The following is a 19,755-nucleotide window of genomic DNA, read 5'->3' on the forward strand; positions in this document are numbered from 1 at the left end:
TGGACATATGATCGCCGACCCTAACGGAACCGGACGCCGGACACCGAACTCCGCCCGGTGGATGAGAGGACAGCGGTGACCCATGTTCTCGTGATGGGCCTGCCGCTGGTGGCGGGACTCGCCCTGGCTCTGCTCGCCGAGCGTGGTCGGTGGGCGCCGCCGCTCGCCGTGGCGCTGGCCGTGGGCGCGGTGCTGCGCGTCACGGTGATGCTGATCGCCGCGCAGGACACCTTCCAGCCCTACGACCTCGACGAGGACTTCCGCAGCACCGCCGACACCGTGCTCGACGGCCGCGACCCCCTCTTCCACCTGCGCGAAGGCGGCTGGCATTTCCTTCCGATGCTGGCCTACGTCCTGGCGGGCGTCCGGTACCTGAGCGAGTTGGTGGGGCTGCCGTGGGAGGTGGCGGGACGCGTCGTGCCCGTCCTCGCCGACCTGGCCCTGGTGCCGTTGGTGGCGAAGCTCAGCTCGGACCCGTCGTCGCGGGTCCGCGCGCTGCGGGGTTTCCAGTACGCGTGCGCGCCGGTGGTGCTGATGGTGAGCGCCCTGCATGGCCAGTTCGCGCCGATCACGTTGGCGTTGGGCGCGGCGGCGCTGCTGGCGGCCCGGGGCGGGCGGGCGCATCTGGCGGGCGTCCTCATCGGGCTGTCGGTGACGTCGGCGAGTTGGTCGGTGCTGCTGTTGCCGGGCGTCCTGCTGACGCTGCCCGCGCTGCGGCGGCGGATCGCGGTGCTGGCCTGGACGGCCGTGGTCCCGCTGGCGTTCCTGCTGAGCAGCGTGCCGCTCCTCGGGACGCCCGCCGGCCGGCTGCGCGAGAGCCTGTCGGCGTCGATGGGGACACGGCCCGTGGCGGGGGACTGGGGATGGTCCGCGGTCGTGACCGGCGGCGACCAGGTGGTGTCGCCCGGGTTCGGGACCGTCGGCACCCCGCTGCTCGCGGTCGCGTTGCTCGCCGCCGCGTGGTGGTGGCGCCGCGCCGATCCCGTCTCCCTGACGCTCGCGCTGCTGCTGGTCTTCCTGATCGTCACCTACCGGTTCGGCGCGCAGTATCTGGCGTGGCCGGTGCCCTACCTGCTCATGCGGTCGAGCCGCGGCACCCTGCCCGTGCTCGCCGTGACCGGCGTCTGGGCCGCCTTCGGGTACCTGTACATGTCGCGGCTCGAACCGGTCGCCTGGAGGGAGGCGCACGTCTGGTGGGCGCTGTCGTCGCTGCTGGTCATCGCGCTCTTCGTGTACGCCCTGCCAGGGCGGCGCCGGGACGGTGACGCCTCCTCGTCCGGTTCGCCGGGTCAGGGACGAGGGTGGACGGTGATGTCCCGGAACTCGACCTCGGCGTCCTCGGTGTAGAGACCCACGGACCCGCCCATGTACGGGCGTTCGGTGTCGGTGAACGTGGTCAGCAACTCACCGTCCACCCGTACGGCCATGCGGGCACCGTTGTGCACGACGCTGACCGTGTACTCGCGGTCGATGGAGAAGCGGCCTCCGCCGGTGGCCAGGAAACGCTGGCCACCCGGGTAGGCGGGATCGCGTTTGCCCAGCTCCCAGCCCGTGGGTTTCAGGATGAAGTAGTAGAAGTGGCCGTCGTCGGAGTAGGCCCACACGATCCAGGCGGCCTCCCAGGGGTTGGGCTTCCCCGCCCGTAGCTGGGCGACGGTGCGGGCGCGCAGGCGGAACTCCATGTCGCCGTGCCGTTCCCGGGAGACCACCAGACCCGCGTGCGTCTTCGCCGGGTCGGTGGCCTTCTTCGGACGCAGCGAGATGACGTCCCCGCGCGTGCCGTTGAGGCCGTGCCCGTCGTACACCGAACGCCAGGGGCCGTGGACGGTGCCGTCCCGCCACCGGACGAACGCGTCCTCGCCGCCGCGGTCGGCCACGATCGACACGGCCGCGACGGTCAGGAGGGCGACCAGGGCGAGCGCGGGCGACCACCGGAGGGCCCGGGTCGCCCGGTGGGTGGTGGGGCGGTCGCCGACGTCCGGCATGGCATCAGTCCGCCGCCACGGTGCCGTCTGCCATGGTGCGTTTCGGCAGGTCGTCCGTAGCGGTGCCGGTCGAGACGGCGGCGTCTAACGCGGAACGGTTCTCGGTGTCCGGCCGGAGGCAGTCGCGGATCATGGCGCCGATGATACGGTCCGCGGCCTCGCCGTCGCCGAAGGGATTGACGGCGCGGGCCATTCGGTCGTGCTCGTCCGCGTCGTCCAGCAGGAGGGACGCCATGGCGAACACCTCGTCCGGGTCGGTTCCGACGAGCCGCGCCACGCCCGCGTCGATCGCCTCGGGCCGTTCGGTGGTGGCGCGCAGGACCAGCACCGGTTTGCCCAGGCTGGGGGCCTCTTCCTGGACGCCGCCCGAGTCGGTCAGGACCAGGTCGCACGCGGCCAGGGTCGCGGTGAAGTCGGGGTAGCCGAGCGGCTCGCAGATCGTGACGCCGGGGTGGCCGGACAGGCCGGGCAGCAGCGACTCGCGCACCGTCGGGCTCTTGTGCAGCGGCAGCAGCACCTCGCAGTCGCCGCGGTCGGCGAGGCGCCGCACCGCGCCCGCGAGCCCCCGCATCCCGCTTCCCTGGTTCTCGCGGCGGTGCAGCGTCACGAGGATCCGCCGTTTCCCGGTGGTGCGGAACGCCTGCTCGCCGGTGCCCTGGCGGAGCATCCAGTGCAGGTTGTCGATGACGGTGTTGCCGGTCGTGAGGACCCCCGCCGCGGGAATCCCCTCGGCGCGCAGGTGGGCGGCGGCGCGTTCGGTCGGCGCGAAGTGCCAGCGGGCGATGCGGCCGATGAGCTGCCGGTTGAGTTCCTCGGGGAACGGGTTGTACAGGTTGCCGGTCCGCAGCCCGGCCTCGACATGGGCGACGGGGATCTGTTCGTAGGAGGCGGCGAGCGCGCCGCACATCGCGGTGGTGGTGTCGCCCTGGACGATCACCACGTCGGGCTTCTCGTCGCGGATGACGGTGTCCAGTGCGGTGACGAGCCGTCCGGTGAGTCCGGACAGCCGCTGCCGGTCCCGCATGACGCCGAGGTCGGTGTGCGCCCGGACGCCGAGGGCCGTGAGCATGGGCGTGAGCATCTCGCGGTGCTGGCCGCTGTTCACCACGATCGGTTCGCAGACCGGGGAGGCGTCCATCGCCCGGACGACGGGGGCGAGCTTGATCGCCTCGGGCCGGGTGCCGAGTACGACCATGGCGCGAACCGTCGTTTCGGCCGCGCCGTTTCGTGGCCGGTTCCGGGCAGGGGGACGCGGGTCGAGAACGGCCATGTTCTGGTCCTCGCAGACGTGTTCGGGGTCGGTCGGGGGCGCGTGAGGCCGAACGAAGGGCTCCGGGCCGTCACGCCGAGAGTGGTCGATGGAGGGGGTCGGCTAGGTCCGCGCGGTCTTGAGCCAGCTGTGTCTGCCCATCAGGACACGGCCGAGGGCCCACCAGCCCGAAACGAACCAGATATAGCCGTAGAGCACGTAGAGGTGGCCGAGCAGCAAGGAGTACGTGCGGCTCACCGGCTCACGTTTGCGGTAGACGAACGCGTAGGCGGCCGCCATGCCGAAGGTCATCACATAGAACCAGGGCAGCCACCACGGCGAGAGCAGGCTGTGCCCGGTGCGGATCGACGCCACGGCCGTGTCGCCGATCATGAGGGCGAACGAGATCGGCAACAGCGACGTGAGCAGCAGCAGCGCGGGGCTCGACAGGTGGTAGAGCAGGTCCGCCGCCGGGCGCGGCGCGATCCCGCGCAGGATCAGCGGCGCCAGCCGGGAGGCCTGGATGTGCCCCTGGAACCAGCGGGATCTCTGCCGTAGCAGTCGCCCGAGCGTGAGCACGGCCTGCTGGTGGACGGCGGCCGTGCCGCAGTAGGCGTTGCGCCACCCGGTGGCGATCAGCCGGACGCCGAGGTCGAGGTCCTCGGTGAGGCAGTCGCTCCAGGGCCGGCCGGGCAGTGACCGCAACGCGGCCAGGCGCATGAACTGGCCGTTGCCGCCCATGCCGACGCTGCCGAGATGGCGGCGGGCGTTCTGGAAGATCTCGCCGTACACGACGAATTCCATGTCCTGTAGGCGGGCGAGAAGCCCTTTGCGGCGGTTGTACATGCGCACGCCCACCTGGACGGCGCCGATGCCTATGTCGTTGAAGTAAGGGTCAACTTGCTCGGCGGCGTTCTTGTCAAGTCTGCCGTCAGCGTCGATGACACAAATGATGACATCTTGTGGATCCTTGCCGTCGAGGGTCCCCGATTCGCGTAACCAATCCAGCCCGGCGTTGAGGGCGGCGCCCTTTCCTTTGCGGGCGTCCGGGAAACTGCGCTGGTAGAGGTGGACTCGGCCGGGTTCGGCCGCCTCGGCCGCCGCGGTGACGATCTTGGCCGTGCCGTCGTCGGACGCGTCGTCCACCACGAGAACCAGAAAGTCGTTCAGTGGCAGACCGGTGAGGCGTGCCAGGCTTTCGCCGATCACCTTTTCCTCGTTCAAGCACGCCAGCATGAACACATAGGTGCGTGTCCTGTCGGTCGCGTCCGGCTGCGGCGTCCGGCGTCGGGACAGGGCGAACATTCCACTGTTGTAGGCGACGGCGAGCACGATGATAGCGAGGCTCCCGGCCACCGCAAGGTGGCCTATCATGGCCACTCGCTGGGCTGACGGGGCTGTGACTCGGCGGCGGCGGTCGGCTGGATCCGCATCCAGAGACCGGTGAGGAAAAGGCCGATAGCGGCCAGGCAGTAGAAACCGAAACCGATTCCAGTGATCTGAAGAAAGACGCGTGCGACCCGCATGACCGGCGTCTGCTCCGGAGATGCCAGGATCCCGGTGAAGACCAGCAGTACGCCGATCGTTGATTTCAGGTACACCGCCACTGACCCCCGCTTCCTAACATGACGATGAGTGGACGCTCGGTTACTTCGCAGCTCCCCACTACGAAGCAGAGCGTCCGATGGTCCGAACCGGACCGAGGCTCCGCAAGTGTTCCGAGGAAACGGTACCTCGAAGTAAAGTCCCTTCAAAATCCAGAGGATGGGAAAGCTTCGAAACGGCCGGATCGCGCCACCCTGAACCGATTAACCGGGCTCCCGGCGCGGTATGTCGTCAGAGTACGGAGCTTTTCACTCTTCGTTTATGGACGTGGAGGCATGACCATGAAATGGCGCAGCCGAAAAGCGGCGGCCCTGCTGGCGGCGATGCTGTCGCTGGCCCTACCGGCGGCGGTGACCCCGGCCGCCGCCGCGACCGGGAACACGGCCGCACCACATCGGGACGGCCCGAAGTGGCGGCATGGCGATGAGTTGGCTCCCACCCGCCCGGCCTCCTCGCTGAAGCTGCGGGACTGGGCGAAGGCGCAGGTCGCGGCCGACAAGCGCAGGATGCGCGGAGCCACCGCGGTCCGTCCGCTACGGGGCGTCAAGGTCGCGCCCCGCACGAAGGCGGCGCGGAAGGCGGGGGCCACCTCGGCCCTCGTGCTCTATGACACGACGGGACCGTACGGGTTCCTCGGGGAGCTGTACGGGATGGCCACCGCGAACCTGGCGGGCCACTTCGGCGCGGTCACGGCCAAGCCCGTGTCGCAGTACGCCGCCGGGGAGGTCGAGCAGCACACCGCCACCATCTACATCGGCTCGACCTACTACGGCGGTTCCATCCCCGACGCCATCCCGAACGCGTTCTACTCCGACGTCGCCGCCACGGCACGGCCCGTCGTGTGGATCAACGACAACATCTGGACGCTCGCCGGGAAGATCGGCACCTCGGCGTTCGTCCGTAAGTACGGCTGGGACCCGACCCGGTCGTCCTTCGACCCGATCGGCGCCGTGACCAAGGTCGACTACAAGAGCACGCCGCTGACCCGCATCATCCCCGCCGGGGGTGACGGCGGCATCCTGCGTCCGCACATCAACGACCCGGCGGCGGTGACCACGCTCGCGACGGCGCATGACACGAGCACCTCACCGGCGACCACGTTCCCGTGGGCGATCAGGTCCGGCAACCTGACCTACCTCGGTGAGATCCCGTACGCCTACACCAAGGAGACCGACCGGATCATCGCCTGGCACGACCTGCTGTTCGACGTCCTCGCGCCGGACACGCCCACCCGGCACCGCGCGGTGCTGCGGCTGGAGGACATCAGCCCGGCGAGCGACCCGAACGAGCTGATGGCCGTCGCCCAGTACCTGGCCGGACAGGGGATCCCCTACGCGTTCCAGGTCATTCCCGTCTACACCGACCCGAAGGGCGTCTACAACGGTGGCGTCCCGGAGACCATCACGCTGGCCCAGCGACCGCAGGTGGTCAACGCCCTGAAGTACATGGTCGCCAACGGCGGAAAGATCGTGGCGCACGGCTACACGCACCAGTACAGCGACGTCGAGAACCCCTACACGGGTGTGACGGGCGACGACTTCGAGTTCTTCACCTCGCATGTCGACGCCAACGACAACGTCATCTTCGACGGACCGGTCCCGGAGGACTCCGCCACCTGGGCGGCGACGAGGATCAACACGGGCAAGGCCGCCTACGGGCCGGTCGGGCTGCCCACGCCCACGCTCTGGACGACCCCGCACTACGCGGCCTCGGCCGTCGACTACGACGCCGTCAAGCAGGCGTACGACGCCCGGCTGGAGCGCAGCCTGTACTTCTCCGGTCAGCTCTCCGGCGGCCCCATCGACGGAAAGCGGTACATCGGCCAGTTCTTCCCGTACCCGGTCCGTGACGTCGGCGGCGCGACCGTCCTGCCCGAGAACCTCGGCAACTACGAGCCCGACGCGCAGAACAACAACCCGCCACGTCTGCCCGCCGACATCGTCCGGGCGGCCCAGTACAACCTCGCGGTCCGTGACGGCTTCGCGAGCACCTTCTACCACCCGTACTACGGAACCGGCCCGCTCACGGAGATCGTGAACGGCATCCGGGACCTCGGCTACACCTTCGTCGACCCGACGACCCTGACCCCGTAGGGCAGGACGGCGAGTCCTCCGGCGCACCGGTGACGTGCCCCTTTTCGGCGCGCGGTCCGGCGCCGGAGGACTCGCTTCTCCCCGTCGAACTCACCCGACGTCGCCCAGAACCCCCTAAGGCCCACGGCCGAACGCCCCGCGTCCGGCGTAGCCGAATACGCGGCTGGCGAACCCGCCGTAGTGGCCGGGGTGCCCCTATGCGTGCCGGCCGAACGTTTCCGCCGTGGCGGCTGTGGTTCGTCCGGTGGAGGTGTTCGCGGGTTCCCCGCTTAGTCGGTGTTGTCGAGGACCTCGTGGAGCTTGCGGGCGAAGGCCTCGGGTTGTCCGGCGTAGCCGAACTCGCCACCGAGGAAGCCGCCGTGGTGGCTGGGGAACACCGTCGCCTCCTGGCCGAGAAGTTCGGCCGTCGCGACCGCGGTCCGTCCGGTGAAGGTGTTCGCGGACTCCTCGCCGACCGCGACCACGATCCGGGTCGGCGCCGCGGTGAGAGCCGCGACGTCGGGACGGTAGTCGGTGACGGCCCACGACCGGTCGGAGAGCAGCGGGTCGTCGCGGGAGCCGTCGTCCTCGGTCGGCAGCCCGAACGCGCTCGGATCCGGGGCGGGCTGGGCGAAGTAGTCGTCGGTGAGCTCGCCCTGCCAGGACGCCATCGCCATGAACCTCGCCATGCCCGCGCCCATGCCGTGCTTCTCGTAGGCGTCCCGGATGTCGGCTCGGGCGCGTTCGACGGCCTTCGCGTCCGGAAGCGCCGTCATCAGCGGCGGCTCGTGCGCGACCAGCGTGGTCACGTCGTCGGGATGCGCGGTGACGAGGGCCAGCGACGTCACGGCGCCGCCGCTGCTGGCGAAGATCTCGACCGGGCCCGCGCCGAGCGCCCCGATGAGGGCGTGCAGGTCGGCGGCCTGGGTCTCGGGCGAGTGATCGGTGCGGCCGTCCTTGCGGGTGCTGCGGCCGAGCCCGCGCGGATCGTAGGTGATCACGGTGCGGTCGGCGAAGTGCGAGGCCAGGGTGGTGAAGCCGGCCGCCTCCATCGGCTGGCCGACCATGAGCAGCGGTGGACGCCCGTCGGCGGTCGGCAGCGGGCCGTGCACGTCGTAGACGAGGTCGACTTCGGGTGTCTCAAGGGTTCGAGTGTCCATGCCCGTAGGGACCGTCCGCGCGTCCGAAACTCATCGATCGCGCTTGCGAAATTTGCGCGTGATGATGTTGGCAACACCAGCGCCGTTTTTCCTTTACAGCAGGGCGATGATGAGCCTGATCAAGAATGATCACTGTTGACTTTATCAACAGCACGGCGGAGACTACTGCCATCCGGCGCGGCCATCCGTCCAGGGGTTACGGACATGCCGCCTCCGCCGTCCGTGGCGCCGTCCCTGGACACCGGTTCCGTGCCCCGGTGTCGAACGAGACGGGACGAGCACGGAGGAGAAGGATGACGCGGACCGACCATGCGGACGGTGACGCCGATCTCGTCGTTCACCACGGACGCGTGCTCGTCCTCGACGAGCACTTCCGCGAGGCGGAGGCCGTCGCGATCCGCGACGGCCGTGTCCTCGCCGTCGGAACGGCCCGCGACATGCTCCGGCACACGGGACGCGGCACGGACGTGATCGACGCGGGCGGCGGCACGGTCCTCCCCGGCATCAACGACGGCCATCTGCACCTCAACGCGCACGGGCTGAGCGTTCCGCCGTTCACCATCGACGTCGACCGGGCCACGATCGGAGAACTCGTCGCCGAGGTGCGCGCCGCCGTGGACGCCGCGCGGGCGCCGGACGCGTGGATCCGGGGCCGGGGTTGGCAGGAGCTACGCCTGCCACGTGCCCCGGTCGCCGCCGACCTCGACCCGGTCTCGGGAGACCGCCCGGTGGTCCTGGACGACTTCTCCGGGCACGCCGTCACCGTGAACTCGGCCGTGTTGCGGAGGGCGGGCATCACGCGCGAGACCGTCCCGCCGTCCGGTGGCGTCATCGACAAGGACGCGGACGGCGAGCCCACGGGCGTCCTGCGCGAGACCGCGCAGGATCTGGTTCGTCGTGTCGTCCCGTCCTTCACCCGCGAGGAACGTTCCCGGGCCGTCGACGCCGCGGTGCGGATCCTGCACTCCCGAGGCGTCACGAGCGCCACCGAACCCGGCATCGACCTGGCGACCCTCGCGCTCTACGCGGAGAAGGCACGTGCCGCCGACCTGCCCCTACGCCTCACCGCCCTGCTGAGCGCCGGCACCGGACCACGCTCGCTCCGCGACGTCCTCGCCGGCTACGAGCCCCCGCACGGGGTCGACCCGCGGACGCTCCGCGTCGCCGGGGTGAAGGTCTTCGCCGATGGGATCCCTCGCTTCAGGACCGCCTGGATGAACAGGCCGTACCTCGACGGCCAGAACGGCGCTCTCACCATCGACGGGGCATCGCCCGAAGAGCAGATCGCCAACCTCCGCGAGATGGTCGAGATCGCGGCGCGGGCCGGGCTTCAGGTCGGGACGCATTCCTGCGGCGACGCCACGACCGACGCGGTCGTCGCCGCCTATGCCAGGGCGGGCGACCACCACGCGCTCCCGGTGGACCCGCGCCACTACGTCATTCACTGCAACTTCCCGTCCGCCCGGACGCTGTGGACGATGGCGCGCCACGGCATCGGCGCCAACATGAACGCGGAACTGCTCCACCTCCAGGGGCGCGTCCTCGAATCGATCATCGGGTCCGACCTGGCGGAGTACCAGTGGCCCTACCGCAGCGCGCTGGCGGCCGGGGTCAACGTGACCTCCGGCTCGGACGCGCCCGTGGTCGCTCCGCACTGGCTCCGCGGCGTCATGACGGCCATGCTCCGCGAAGGAGCCGACGGGAGCGTCGCCGGAGAGGCCGAGCGCGTCACGCTGCCGGAGGCGTTGGCCACCTACACCCGGACGGTCGCATGGCAGGACCACGCGGAGCACTGGAAGGGCACCCTCGAACCGGGAAAGGTCGCCGACCTCTGCATCGTCGACGGCGACCTCCTCGACACGGCCCCACGTGACCTCCCCGACCTTCGGGTGACCACGACGCTGGTCGGCGGACGCGTGGTCTACGAACGGGAGAGCACCTTGGCGTTCGCCGCGACCGGCGTGAACGGGCACGCCTGCGATGGCGGCGAGAAATGCTGTTGCCGGGTTTCCGAAGAGATTCTCCGGTAACGGGCAGGGGCGCCGTTGAGCCGGGGAGGCGACCGAGACCTCCCCGGCGTTCCGCGAGACCACCCTATGCCCACGATCATGGGATAGCGGTTACCGGACATCCGTGGCCATCGCGTGCCTCCGCGCCGGACAGGGCCTGAACTGCGTGATCGCCGGTCGCGTATAGGAGGCTGTACCGCGGTTGGGCAGCCTACGGGGCTTAGGAGGCTGTACCGCGGTTGGGCAGCCTACGGGGCTGCGGTGGAGAACGGGGTTCGCGAGGCTGATCCCCATGAAGTCGACGTGTGAACGCGGCGGCCCGCGGGGCCGTCGCGCGGGGGGCGCCGGGCGAACCGGGGGCCGGGGCGTCGGGGTGGACGCCGTCGAGGGTGAGCGGTGGTCGGCCATGGAAGCGAACGCGGGCGTTCCGGCGGCTCGGGGGTCGAGCGGGGCATGAGGGACGCGTTGCCGGGCCCATGGTCGAGGGCCGGTGCGGTGTGCGGCGTGCTGGCCGTGGCGTTCGCGGTGGTGGGTTTCCCGGGCGGCGCCGTCCGGGCCGACGCGCGGGCCGACACGACGTGCCGCGACGATGACGGCTGGTGGTGCCTGTACGGGAAACCGGACCTGAAGGACGGCGGCGGGCTCATCGCCACCAACAACCCTGACACCGACCTTAAGATGGACGAGAACTGGTCCTTCTTCAACGACGCGACCCGCTCGGCGAGCAACCGGACCAGCAGCTTCGTCGGGCTGTACGACGATATCGAGTTCCGGGGGATGATGGCGTGCCTGCCGCCCGGGACGTGGGTGGGAGGGCTTCGCGCGGGTGTCAGTTCCCTGCGCATCCACCCCGGCCGCGACGAGGCGTGCACCGGTCCCCGAAGCGGGGCGTTGCCCCGGCCGGTGAGGTTCGACCCGGAGACCGAACCGACACCGGAGGGCGACGAGGAGACCGGAGAACGTGAGGCTCCGAAGTCCCCGTCGGGGAAACCCAAGCCCACCAAGAAGCCCGTCAAGCCGAGCGCGTCACCGAAGCTCGACCTGCCGCCCATGGTCGCCCCGTCGTCGCTGCTGCCCCAAGCGCCGCCCCTCGCCGTGCCCAGGGCCGCCGCCGAGAAGGACGACGGTGTCCCGCCGGCGCTCGCGATCGCCGTGGTGGCGTTCCTGGCGCTCGCCGGGCTCGGGATCGGCGGATGGTTGTTCGGCCTGCGGCGTTACGGCGCCGGGCCGGTGCCCCGGACCGCCACCGACCCGGGCGCGATCTTCCGCGTCCACCACGCGCTGCTGTGCATGGCGGACTGGTGCGAACAGGACGGACGTGATGTACCGCGGGTACGCGCCGTGACCATCGACGCCACCGAGGTGACCCTGCATCTTGCGGCCTCCGACGTGGAGGCTCCCGGGCCGTGGCGGGTCGCTCCCGGAGGGAGGACCTGGCACCTGTTCGTCTCCGACATCGACGGGCTCACCACCGGCACCGACCGGCTCGCGCCGTATCCGCTGCTGGTGCCGGTGCGTCCCGGCATGTGGCTGAACCTGGCGGCGTTCCCGGGGCCGGTCGCGCTGACGGGCCATCGGAAGGCCGCCCGCGGCGCCGCGGTGACGCTGGCGCGGCGGCTGCGGGAGAGCCCGTGGCGGGAGGGGGTCCGCGTCCGGACGGTGGGCTTCCCGCCGGAGGCGTCGGTCGAGGCGGAGGCGGGGACCGAACTCGCCCGGGTCGTGTTCATCAACGACGGCATGCAGGTTCCCGGCAAGATCCCGCCCGGTTCGGCGGTCGTCGCCGTCGGCCTGCCGGACGGCGCCGGAACGGTGTGGCGCGTCCGGTTCGGCGGCTCCGTCGTGCCGCCGGCCGAGGTGTTCGGGAAGAGCCCGGACCGGACTCCGGTCGGTGTCGGCAGCAAAGGCTCCAGCTCAAGCTCGGCCGGGACGGGCTCGGACGACTCGGGCTCGGACGGCTCGGCTTCGGACGGTACCGGTGGAGGGGACGGATGACGATGGAGACGATTCCCGTGGCGGTCCACGCGCCCGACCCCATCACCTACGAGGGAGTGGTCGGCGGGCTGCGCCGCCGCCCCGAGCTGACCCTGGTCGCCGAGGCCGACGCCGTCGTCGCCGTTGTCGTCGCCGAGGCCGTGGACGACCAGGTCAAGGGGGTCCTGCGGCGGTTCTCGCGGTCGATCGGCGCCCGTCCGGTGCTGATCGTCAGCGATCTGAAGGAGGCGCACCTACTGGAGATCGTGGAGTGCGGCGTCGTCGCGGTGCTGTGGCGGCGTGAGGCCGGGCCCGACGGCATCGCCCGCGCCATCGTCGCGGTGGCGGGCGGTGACGGCAGCCTGCCCCCGGACCTCCAGGGCCGCCTGCTCAAGCAGGTCGCCCGGATCCAGCGCCGCATGGACGCCCAGGGGCTCACCGCCACCGGACTCGCCGAACGGGAACGCGAGGTGCTCTGCCTCATCGCGGATGGCCTGGACACGTCCGAGATAGCGGGGAAGCTCGCCTATTCGGAACGGACCGTCAAGAACGTCCTGCACGGCCTGATGACCCGTTTCCAGCTGCGGAACCGGGCCCACGCGGTCGCCTACGCCCTCCGCGAGGGTTACATCTGATGTTCCACGAGGTCGACGAGGCGCTGCGGAAGCTGGTGACGACCCGCGCGTTGGGCGGCGGTGACGTGCGCCTGGTCTTCGACGCGCCGACCCGTGACTGGGCGGCGCAGCGCAACACCCCCACCGTCAACGCCTACCTCTACGACATCCGCGAGGACGTGGCGCGCCGGGAGCACGGGCCGGTCCGCGTGCGGGAGGAGAACGGCCGGGTGACCCGCTACCGGCAGCCGCCCCGCCTCTACCGGCTCTCCTACCTGATCACCGCGTGGACGAAACGGCCCGAGGACGAGCACCGGCTGCTGTCGGCGGTGCTGGGCTGCCTGCTGCGGCATGACACGCTGCCCGCCGACATGGTGCCGCCCGGCGGCCTGCTGGCCACGGCCGGCATGTCCATCCCGATCTTCGCGGCCGTTCCGCCGATGGACCCACGGTCGATCAGCGACCTGTGGTCGGCGCTCGGCGGTGAACTGAAACCGTCGCTGGACCTCGTGGTCGTCGCGCCGTTCCCGGCGTCGCCGCAGATCCCCGCGGGACCGCCCGTCACCGAGCTGGAGGTGACGGTGCGCGACGGCGGGCACGGGGTGTCGGAGACCCGGCGGAAGTCACTGGCGTGACCGACTCGACCGGCTACCTGCTGGCCCGGGTCGAGGCGCTCCGCACCCGCGTCCGGCTGCTGGTCGAGGCGCGGTCGGGCGCCGACCCGTCCGCCGCCGACCCGTTCCGCGGCCTGCACGTGACGCCGGAGACGGCACTGCGGCTGGCCGCGGGACCGGGCGCCGGACCGTCCCGCGACGGGGAGTACGAACGGGCCGTCGAGGAGCTCGCGGAGACCGCGGGCACCGGGAGCCGCCTGCACCGGCTCGCCGGGGCGTTCGGCCTCACCGAGCTCGACCTGGAGATCCTGCTCGTCGCGCTCGCGCCCGACGTGGACCGCACGTTCGAGCCGCTGTACGGCTACCTCAACGACGACGTGAGCCGCCGCCGCGCCTCCGTCGGCCTCGCCCTGGACCTGTGCGGCACGGCCGTGGCCTCCGCGCGGGCGCGGGCCCGGTTCGCGGTGGGCGCTCCGCTGATCGCCGGTCGTCTCGTCGTCGTGCAGGACGGGGACCGTCCGTTCCTGAGCCGCGCGCTCCAGGTCCCCGACCGGGTCGCCGCGTTCCTCCTCGGCGACGACACGCCGGACGGCGAACTGGCCGGCGTGGTCCGGCCGGCCGACGCCGATGCCGCCGCCGCGGACCCCACGGGACTCGCGGGGCTCGCGGCCCGGCTGCGGGCCGACCATCCGCCGCTGGTCTACCTGCACGAGGCCCGTCCCGGCTCGGGCGTCGCGGCGGCACGGTCCGCCGCGGCGTCCGCCGGGCTGCCCGTGCTGGTCGCCGACCCGGCCCGGCTGGACGCGGCGCTGGTCCCGGCCGTGCTGCGCGAGGCCACGATGCGGGGCGCCGCCGTGGTGGCCGGGCCGCTGCCGGACGGCGCCCTGGTGCGGGCCTTCGCGGAGGCGTCCGCACGGGTGCCGGTGCTGCTGGCGGGGCCGCAGCCGTTCGACCCCGGGTGGACCGAGACGCAACCCCTGGTCCTGGACGCTCCGGCGTGGGAGCACGCCGCCGGCGCGTGGCACGCGGAACTGCCGGGCGAACTCGGCTTCGACCTGGACGAGGCCACCGCCACCTACCGCTTCACCACCGACCAGATCCGCCGCGCGGTGCGCTCGGCACGCGACTACGCCGCACTCGACGGCGCGCCCCTGGCGGCCGCGCACCTGCACCGCGGTGCGCGGCTGCAGAACTCCGGGGGCCTGCACAAGCACGCCGAACGGATCGTGCCGGCGGTCGGCTGGGACGACCTGGTGCTGCCCGACGAACCCGCGGGGCAGCTCCGCGAACTCGTCCAGCGGGCCCGCCACCGCGACCTGGTGCTCGGGGAGTGGCGGCTGCGCAGCGGCGGCGGCCGGGGCCGCGGCGTGGTGGCGCTGTTCGCCGGGGAGTCCGGCACCGGCAAGACCATGTCCGCGGAGGTGCTCGCCGCCGAGACCGGCCTGGACCTGTACGTCGTTCAGCTCCCGGCCGTGGTCGACAAGTACGTCGGCGAGACCGAGAAGAACCTGGAGCGGATCTTCACCGAGGCGGACCGGATGGACGCCGTGCTGCTCTTCGACGAGGCCGACGCGGTGTTCGGCAAACGCTCCGATGTCAAGGACGCCCGGGACAGGTACGCCAACCTGGAGAGCGCCTATCTGCTGCAGCGGCTGGAGTCGTTCGGCGGGATCGCGGTGCTCACCACGAATCTGCGCGCCAACATCGACGACGCCTTCACCCGGCGCCTGGACCTGGTCATCGACTTCCCGTTCCCCGACGCGGCACAGCGCCGGGCGCTGTGGGAGCACTGCCTGGCCCCGCCGGTCCCCGTCGCCGACGACGTCGACCTCGACAGGTGCGCGCGGGAGTTCGAACTGGCGGGCGGCGCGATCCGCGGCGCGGCCGTCACCGCGGGCTACCTCGCGGCCGCCGCCGACCGTCCGGTCGCCATGGAGGACCTGCTGGCCGGCGCGCGCCGCGAGTACCGCAAACTGGGCCGCCTGCTGCCCGGCGACATCCCCACCTGATCCCTACCGTCGGGGCCGCGGCTGCTCGTCGCTACTCGGTGGGCCTGAGGTGCATCGATCTTGGGCACCGTGACGAAGACCTGAACACCCTATTAGCGAGGTCCGAGGGGTGGTCGGTCGTGATGCCTCGTACCGTCGTCTCCATGTACGCGACCTCGCTGCGTCTGGCCGCACGCGGCCAGCCCGGTTTGGGTGGTCGACCTTCGGCGGAAAGATGGCGTTGCACGATGCTGCATCGCGGAAGTGTGGAGACGGACATGCCTCTAGAGTTCATAGGGACCGATCCCGGCAGCGAAGAGGGCCAGTCGCCGACCGTGTTCATCGACCGCGCCAGGCGTGAGATCGTGATGCAGTCGTGGATCGCAGACGACGAAACCTTAAAGGCGGTCGAGGAACTGTTCCGGACGGTACCTGGACACGAGACGGTCATCCGCGTGCCTGATCGGATGATCCCCGCCCTCCGCCGAGCCTTGGCCGAATTGGAAGGGGGCGACGGTGTTGGAGAAGCTTCCCCCGCTGCTGGACCGTGAGGGGTGGACCGAACTCTTCGGCTCGGCCACCACCACGCTCGACCACCTCGAACTTCGTGACTCCTATGCCGTGGACACCGAGAGCCCGGCATACCAGCACTGGCGCGAGAACCAGGACAAGCCACGTCCCCCTCGCGAAAGCTACTGGCAGAGTCTCGTCACCGACACCGTGGGGCGCGGTGTGGTCATTCGACGTCTTCGGGTCGTATCGCTGCCCCCGACCGACTACATCCGGTTCGAGCACGCCGGCACTTGGCAGACCGTCGAAGCCGGCGAAGACGTGCGCTGGCTGCCACGGGAGGATGCTGCCGGCCTATTCGTGCCATCGAACGATTTCTGGCTGACCGACCGTGAGCGGATCATGTTCAACCTCTTCGATGGCGACGGACGTCCGAACGGCAGGTTCTTGACGGAGAACATCGACCTCGCCAAGGCCATCAGCGAGGCATTCGACGCGCTGTGGGCATTGGCTACACCGCACGAGGAATTCGTGCTCTGATCCACGCCTGTCCCCTCCGCCATGTCGCCCAAGCAGCCCGGTCGCCTCTACCCGCCTCGGCCGCCAGCAGATTCGCCTGTCCAGCAAGCCCGCAAAGCACTCGCCGACGATCTACGTGAGCTTCTTAAGCGGTCGGGGTCGTCCGGGGCTGAGCTGGCGCGCCACGCCGGTTGGGATGTCTCCAAGACTTCGAAGATCCTCACGCTCGTCACCTCTCCGAGCGTGGACGACATCCGCGCCTGGTGCGCGTTCTGCGGAGCACCGGATCGGGCCGACGACCTCATCCAGAAGATGCTGAACGTCTCCTCGGCGTACGTCGAGTGGCGGCGGCGCGAGAGAGCCGGGTTGCGCAGCGTCCAGGAATCCTACGTCCCGCTGTGGGAACGTACCGAACGGTTCCGGATCTACGAAACCAGCGTCATCCCTGGAGTCCTTCAGACCGAGGGCTACGTCGCAGCCATGCTGCGGACTGTCATCGCGTTCAAGAAGCTCCGAAACGATCTCCCCGAAGCCGTCGCCGCACGACTGAAGCGCCAACACGTCATGCGCTCGGGCGCCCGCACCTTCATCGTCCTCATCGAGGAGGCCGCCCTAAGGGTCGGCTTCGGAGGCTCTGCCGTGATGCGCGAACAGCTCGCCCGCCTGTCCGCCGTCACCGAGTGGCCCAACGTCCTCCTGGGCATCATTCCCTTCACCGCGGACCGCACCGGCCGTCTCTGGGTACCCAAGTCCTTCTGGATCTACGACACCGAGAGAGTGATCACCGAACTCCTCACGGCCGAGGTGACCATCACTCAACGGTCCGAAATCGAGATCTATGAGAGTGCCTTCAACACGCTCGCCGAGCTTGCCGTCTACGGCGGTGAAGCCCGCGCGATCCTCCAGGCGGCTTCCAAGTACTACTCGTGAAACAGAAACTGCTGCAAGGTTCTGCACGATCGTGGTCCGTCTGGGCTGCCCTGCGTCAGGGTCGAGTCAGGTTACACGACTCTTCCTCAACGCCCGATCCGGAGGCCCACCCAAATGGCGCATGAGCTATGAAATCGCCCTCCTCGCCGCCAATGCACGAGATTATCGTCAGTCCCTACATGGGACGCCACGTCATGGTCAAACCGGGCAGCAAGGCAGGCGGGACCATGCCTGCCTACCGGTACCGGGAGCTCGCCGAGGCCGCCCCGGACGCACCGGCCCCGAAATGGCTGGCCACCGCCGCGCGAAAGGCGTGGGGGGTCGAACTGGAGGGCAAGGCGCTCTCACCTCACGTCCTGGTACGTGACGATCCCGGCCTCGGGTACGGGCGGGCGTCGTGGGAGCTGAACCTGGGCTGCAACTACGGGTGCCCCCACTGCTACCTCGGCGTCAAGAAGTTCGAGGGGCTGGAGCTGGAGGACCGCATCAAACTTCTCCTCACCCTGCGAGACGCCGGGGTGCTCTGGCTCCAGATGACGGGCGGCGAGCCCATGGTGGACCGGCTGTTCGTCGAGACCTATACCACCGCCTACGACCTGGGCATGATGATCACGCTGCTCTCCAACGGCTCGCGGCTGTTCCTGCCGGGAATTCTCGATCTGCTGGCAAACCGTCCGCCCGACCGGATCACCCTAAGCGTCTACGGCGGGACCGAAGCCGGCTACGACAAGACGACCGGCCGCAGAGGCGCGTTCCGGCTCTTCTCCAAGGGCCTGGCCGCTGCGCACGAGGCTGGGCTGCCCCTCTCGCTGTCGATGATCGTGACTCACGACAACGCGGACGAGGTGGACCTGATGCGCGCGATGGCAGAGCAGATCGGCGCGCCGATGGACGAGTACACCAACATGGTGCCCACGATCTATGGCGGGGACGAAACGCTCCCGACCCAGTCCGCCGCTCACTTGCGAAAGCGGAAGGTCTTCACCGGCTGCAAGGCCGGGCACACGTTCTTCCACGTCAACCCGTTCGGCAAGGCGTCCATCTGCAAGGTGGGGCGCGACCCGAACATTGACCTGATCGCCGAAGGCGTCGAAGGACTGCGCGGCCTGGGAGTGATCGCCGACTCTCTGCTGTTGCGGCAGGGCGGCTGCACCGGCTGTCAGCTCCAGGGAACCTGCGGTACCTGCATGCCGCTCGTGCAGCTCTATCGCAAGGCCAAGGCCCCCTTGGCAACGTACTGCCAGCACCGAGAGAAGGAGGCGGCAAGCACATGACAGCCACACCCAGAGCCCCCGGGTGCCCCAACCCTACGAATGGCTCGGTCAACCCGTACGAAGAAAGGTAGGGCAGACATGACCACCGCAACCACTTCCGACCAGGCCCTTCCCAAAACGGTCGAGCCGTCCGCCGTGGCCCTGGCCGTCCCGGCCGTGAGGGTCGCGATCGAGGCGCCCGGTATCACTCTGATCGCTAACGTCGACGACCTGTCGGAGGGCAACCTTTGCTCCTGTGCGGCAGGGGACGACAACCCGTTCTAGCCCTGCTCACCTCTGATGAGGCCCCGGACCGTTTCGGTGATCCGGGGCCTTGCCACGTGGGACGCTCGGTAGCCTTCGGGACATGGGATTTCGCTGTGACTGGCTTGAGCCCGTGATACGCGTCCCGTATGTTCCGACGCTCGGCCCGATGCCACCTGAGACCGTCTGTACCGACCTGTTCGACGCCGTTCTCGACGTTGCGCGCACCGGCCAATTCCTCCCGTTCGACAAGGACCGCCGGTGGACGGCCACAAAGGACGAACGGGTCCTCGTCGGCGACATCGTTCACACGGCCACGGAGACGAACGTCCCTGCGCTGAGCACGCGCGGCGGCGGCCTGGTGAAGGTCTACCACTACAGCGCTAAGGAGCCCGACCTCCCAGCACTGGCGCGCTTGGGCGACCGGTTGGCGAAGTTCCACAGCGCCGGGGTCGGCAGCAGAGTGATCTGGTTCTCCGACCGTCCGGACGGGGCACGCGGCAGGGTGATGGTCAAACGCTTCTCCTCCGATGACGAGCGACTGACGCGCAGCGTCCACCCCCTCACCGACTGCCCGGTCGCTGACACATTCGGCGCGTTCGCCGACGAGATCGGGCCGGACGGCTTCCAGTTCCTCTACCAGCGGATGAAGGCCGGGCACCAGGACGGCCCGACCCTCGTCACGGTCACCGACGATCGGATCGTCGGAGCGGTCGGTCCACTCACGACCGTCGCAGGGCCGGACGGCCACGCGATCCAGCAGCCCGCCTACTTCGCCGTACACCCGGCGTACCGGGGCCGTGGTCACGGCCGGAGCCTCTGGCGGGCGTCGATGGCCTGGGGACGCGCCCGTGGCGCCGAGGTCAAGGTGCTCCAAGCGTCTCGCGGCAGCGCCGCCGAAGAACTCTACGTCTCCGAGGGGCTGGAGACACACGGATACGTCTGCCAGATGTAGCGCTCCGGCGGTCGCGCCGCCTGGACCCGTTTGGAGCACACGGATCACCAATGCGGG

The 19,755-nt window shown here is 70.1% G+C and carries 18 protein-coding genes; 13 read left to right on the top strand and 5 right to left on the bottom strand.

Features of this window, described 5'->3' with window-relative positions; genetic code table 11:
• Positions 1-75: 75 nt before the first annotated feature.
• The gene (locus BZB76_RS26530; RefSeq protein ID WP_121437144.1) at positions 76-1,347 is read left to right on the top strand and encodes a hypothetical protein; all 1,272 of its coding nucleotides are present in this window, start codon (positions 76-78) and stop codon (positions 1,345-1,347) included.
• On the opposite strand, the gene BZB76_RS26535 is transcribed toward BZB76_RS26530, so the two are convergent.
• The 4 genes from BZB76_RS26535 to BZB76_RS26550 form a co-directional block, all read right to left on the bottom strand.
• Entirely contained in the window at positions 1,290-1,985 is a 696-nt protein-coding gene (locus tag BZB76_RS26535; RefSeq protein WP_121437145.1) for a LamG domain-containing protein, read from the bottom strand. The two genes, BZB76_RS26530 and BZB76_RS26535, sit on opposite strands and share 58 nt — an antisense overlap.
• Positions 1,986-1,989: 4 nt before the next feature.
• Positions 1,990-3,180 carry a non-hydrolyzing UDP-N-acetylglucosamine 2-epimerase gene (gene wecB, locus BZB76_RS26540; protein WP_121437146.1) on the bottom strand — a complete coding sequence of 397 codons (1,191 nt, stop codon included), beginning with the start codon at positions 3,178-3,180 and terminating at the stop codon, positions 1,990-1,992.
• Between the two features lie 177 nt (positions 3,181-3,357).
• On the bottom strand, positions 3,358-4,608 hold the full coding sequence (locus BZB76_RS26545) for a glycosyltransferase family 2 protein (protein ID WP_121437147.1): 1,251 nt from the start codon (positions 4,606-4,608) through the stop codon (positions 3,358-3,360).
• Positions 4,605-4,841 (bottom strand): hypothetical protein, encoded by a 237-nt coding sequence (locus tag BZB76_RS26550; RefSeq protein WP_121437148.1) that lies wholly within the window; start codon positions 4,839-4,841, stop codon positions 4,605-4,607. The genes BZB76_RS26545 and BZB76_RS26550 overlap by 4 nt, the downstream gene beginning before the upstream one ends.
• Positions 4,842-5,114: 273 nt before the next feature.
• On the opposite strand from BZB76_RS26550, the gene BZB76_RS26555 reads away from it, so the two are divergent.
• On the top strand, positions 5,115-6,932 hold the full coding sequence (locus BZB76_RS26555) for a DUF2334 domain-containing protein (RefSeq protein WP_211343198.1): 1,818 nt from the start codon (positions 5,115-5,117) through the stop codon (positions 6,930-6,932).
• Positions 6,933-7,201: 269 nt separating this feature from the next.
• Here the strand turns inward: BZB76_RS26555 and BZB76_RS26560 are convergent, their stop codons facing one another.
• Entirely contained in the window at positions 7,202-8,071 is an 870-nt protein-coding gene (locus tag BZB76_RS26560; RefSeq protein ID WP_121437149.1) for an alpha/beta fold hydrolase, read from the bottom strand.
• A gap of 293 nt (positions 8,072-8,364) precedes the next feature.
• Between BZB76_RS26560 and BZB76_RS26565 the strand changes: the two genes are divergently transcribed.
• The 11 genes from BZB76_RS26565 (at position 8,365) to BZB76_RS26615 (ending at position 19,698) form a co-directional block, all read left to right on the top strand.
• Entirely contained in the window at positions 8,365-10,101 is a 1,737-nt protein-coding gene (locus BZB76_RS26565) for an amidohydrolase (RefSeq protein WP_170180758.1), read from the top strand.
• A 432-nt stretch (positions 10,102-10,533) separates the two neighbouring features.
• Positions 10,534-12,072: a peptidase inhibitor family I36 protein gene (locus tag BZB76_RS26570; protein ID WP_147449549.1), complete on the top strand. Its 1,539-nt coding sequence runs from the start codon at positions 10,534-10,536 to the stop codon at positions 12,070-12,072.
• The gene (locus BZB76_RS26575) at positions 12,069-12,686 is read left to right on the top strand and encodes a helix-turn-helix transcriptional regulator (protein ID WP_121437152.1); all 618 of its coding nucleotides are present in this window, start codon (positions 12,069-12,071) and stop codon (positions 12,684-12,686) included. The genes BZB76_RS26570 and BZB76_RS26575 overlap by 4 nt, the downstream gene beginning before the upstream one ends.
• Complete coding sequence (locus tag BZB76_RS26580; protein WP_121437153.1) at positions 12,686-13,300, top strand: Pvc16 family protein; 615 nt, start codon at positions 12,686-12,688, stop codon at positions 13,298-13,300. Before BZB76_RS26575 ends, BZB76_RS26580 begins: the two co-directional genes overlap by 1 nt.
• Complete coding sequence (locus BZB76_RS26585; RefSeq protein WP_121437154.1) at positions 13,297-15,288, top strand: ATP-binding protein; 1,992 nt, start codon at positions 13,297-13,299, stop codon at positions 15,286-15,288. Before BZB76_RS26580 ends, BZB76_RS26585 begins: the two co-directional genes overlap by 4 nt.
• 143 nt (positions 15,289-15,431) lie before the next feature.
• Positions 15,432-15,818, top strand: a complete 387-nt coding sequence (locus BZB76_RS26590; RefSeq protein ID WP_147449550.1) for a hypothetical protein — start codon at positions 15,432-15,434, stop codon at positions 15,816-15,818.
• Positions 15,784-16,317 (top strand): DUF6879 family protein, encoded by a 534-nt coding sequence (locus BZB76_RS26595; RefSeq protein ID WP_211343199.1) that lies wholly within the window; start codon positions 15,784-15,786, stop codon positions 16,315-16,317. The genes BZB76_RS26590 and BZB76_RS26595 overlap by 35 nt, the downstream gene beginning before the upstream one ends.
• A gap of 21 nt (positions 16,318-16,338) precedes the next feature.
• On the top strand, positions 16,339-17,226 hold the full coding sequence (locus BZB76_RS26600; RefSeq protein WP_121437156.1) for a helix-turn-helix domain-containing protein: 888 nt from the start codon (positions 16,339-16,341) through the stop codon (positions 17,224-17,226).
• A 152-nt stretch (positions 17,227-17,378) separates the two neighbouring features.
• Positions 17,379-18,500 carry a radical SAM protein gene (locus BZB76_RS26605; protein WP_121437157.1) on the top strand — a complete coding sequence of 374 codons (1,122 nt, stop codon included), beginning with the start codon at positions 17,379-17,381 and terminating at the stop codon, positions 18,498-18,500.
• 78 nt (positions 18,501-18,578) lie between these two features.
• Positions 18,579-18,764 (top strand): hypothetical protein, encoded by a 186-nt coding sequence (locus BZB76_RS26610; RefSeq protein WP_121437158.1) that lies wholly within the window; start codon positions 18,579-18,581, stop codon positions 18,762-18,764.
• 148 nt (positions 18,765-18,912) lie between these two features.
• Entirely contained in the window at positions 18,913-19,698 is a 786-nt protein-coding gene (locus BZB76_RS26615) for a GNAT family N-acetyltransferase (RefSeq protein WP_170180759.1), read from the top strand.
• Positions 19,699-19,755: the final 57 nt, after the last annotated feature.

It is taken from the genome of Actinomadura pelletieri DSM 43383, from assembly GCF_003634705.1.
GTDB lineage: Bacteria > Actinomycetota > Actinomycetes > Streptosporangiales > Streptosporangiaceae > Spirillospora > Spirillospora pelletieri.

What these genes read in the sequence shown, in the direction of transcription:
- BZB76_RS26535 (WP_121437145.1), bottom strand. Translation starts at nt 1,985, where the DNA reads ATGCCGGACGTCGGCGACCGCCCCACCACCCACCGGGCGACCCGGGCC.
- wecB (WP_121437146.1), bottom strand. Translation starts at nt 3,180, where the DNA reads ATGGTCGTACTCGGCACCCGGCCCGAGGCGATCAAGCTCGCCCCCGTC.
- BZB76_RS26545 (WP_121437147.1), bottom strand. Translation starts at nt 4,608, where the DNA reads ATGATAGGCCACCTTGCGGTGGCCGGGAGCCTCGCTATCATCGTGCTC.
- BZB76_RS26555 (WP_211343198.1), top strand. Translation starts at nt 5,115, where the DNA reads ATGACCATGAAATGGCGCAGCCGAAAAGCGGCGGCCCTGCTGGCGGCG.
- BZB76_RS26560 (WP_121437149.1), bottom strand. Translation starts at nt 8,071, where the DNA reads ATGGACACTCGAACCCTTGAGACACCCGAAGTCGACCTCGTCTACGAC.
- BZB76_RS26565 (WP_170180758.1), top strand. Translation starts at nt 8,365, where the DNA reads ATGACGCGGACCGACCATGCGGACGGTGACGCCGATCTCGTCGTTCAC.
- BZB76_RS26570 (WP_147449549.1), top strand. Translation starts at nt 10,534, where the DNA reads ATGAGGGACGCGTTGCCGGGCCCATGGTCGAGGGCCGGTGCGGTGTGC.
- BZB76_RS26575 (WP_121437152.1), top strand. Translation starts at nt 12,069, where the DNA reads ATGACGATGGAGACGATTCCCGTGGCGGTCCACGCGCCCGACCCCATC.
- BZB76_RS26580 (WP_121437153.1), top strand. Translation starts at nt 12,686, where the DNA reads ATGTTCCACGAGGTCGACGAGGCGCTGCGGAAGCTGGTGACGACCCGC.
- BZB76_RS26590 (WP_147449550.1), top strand. Translation starts at nt 15,432, where the DNA reads ATGTACGCGACCTCGCTGCGTCTGGCCGCACGCGGCCAGCCCGGTTTG.
- BZB76_RS26600 (WP_121437156.1), top strand. Translation starts at nt 16,339, where the DNA reads ATGTCGCCCAAGCAGCCCGGTCGCCTCTACCCGCCTCGGCCGCCAGCA.
- BZB76_RS26605 (WP_121437157.1), top strand. Translation starts at nt 17,379, where the DNA reads ATGCACGAGATTATCGTCAGTCCCTACATGGGACGCCACGTCATGGTC.
- BZB76_RS26610 (WP_121437158.1), top strand. Translation starts at nt 18,579, where the DNA reads ATGACCACCGCAACCACTTCCGACCAGGCCCTTCCCAAAACGGTCGAG.
- BZB76_RS26615 (WP_170180759.1), top strand. Translation starts at nt 18,913, where the DNA reads ATGCCACCTGAGACCGTCTGTACCGACCTGTTCGACGCCGTTCTCGAC.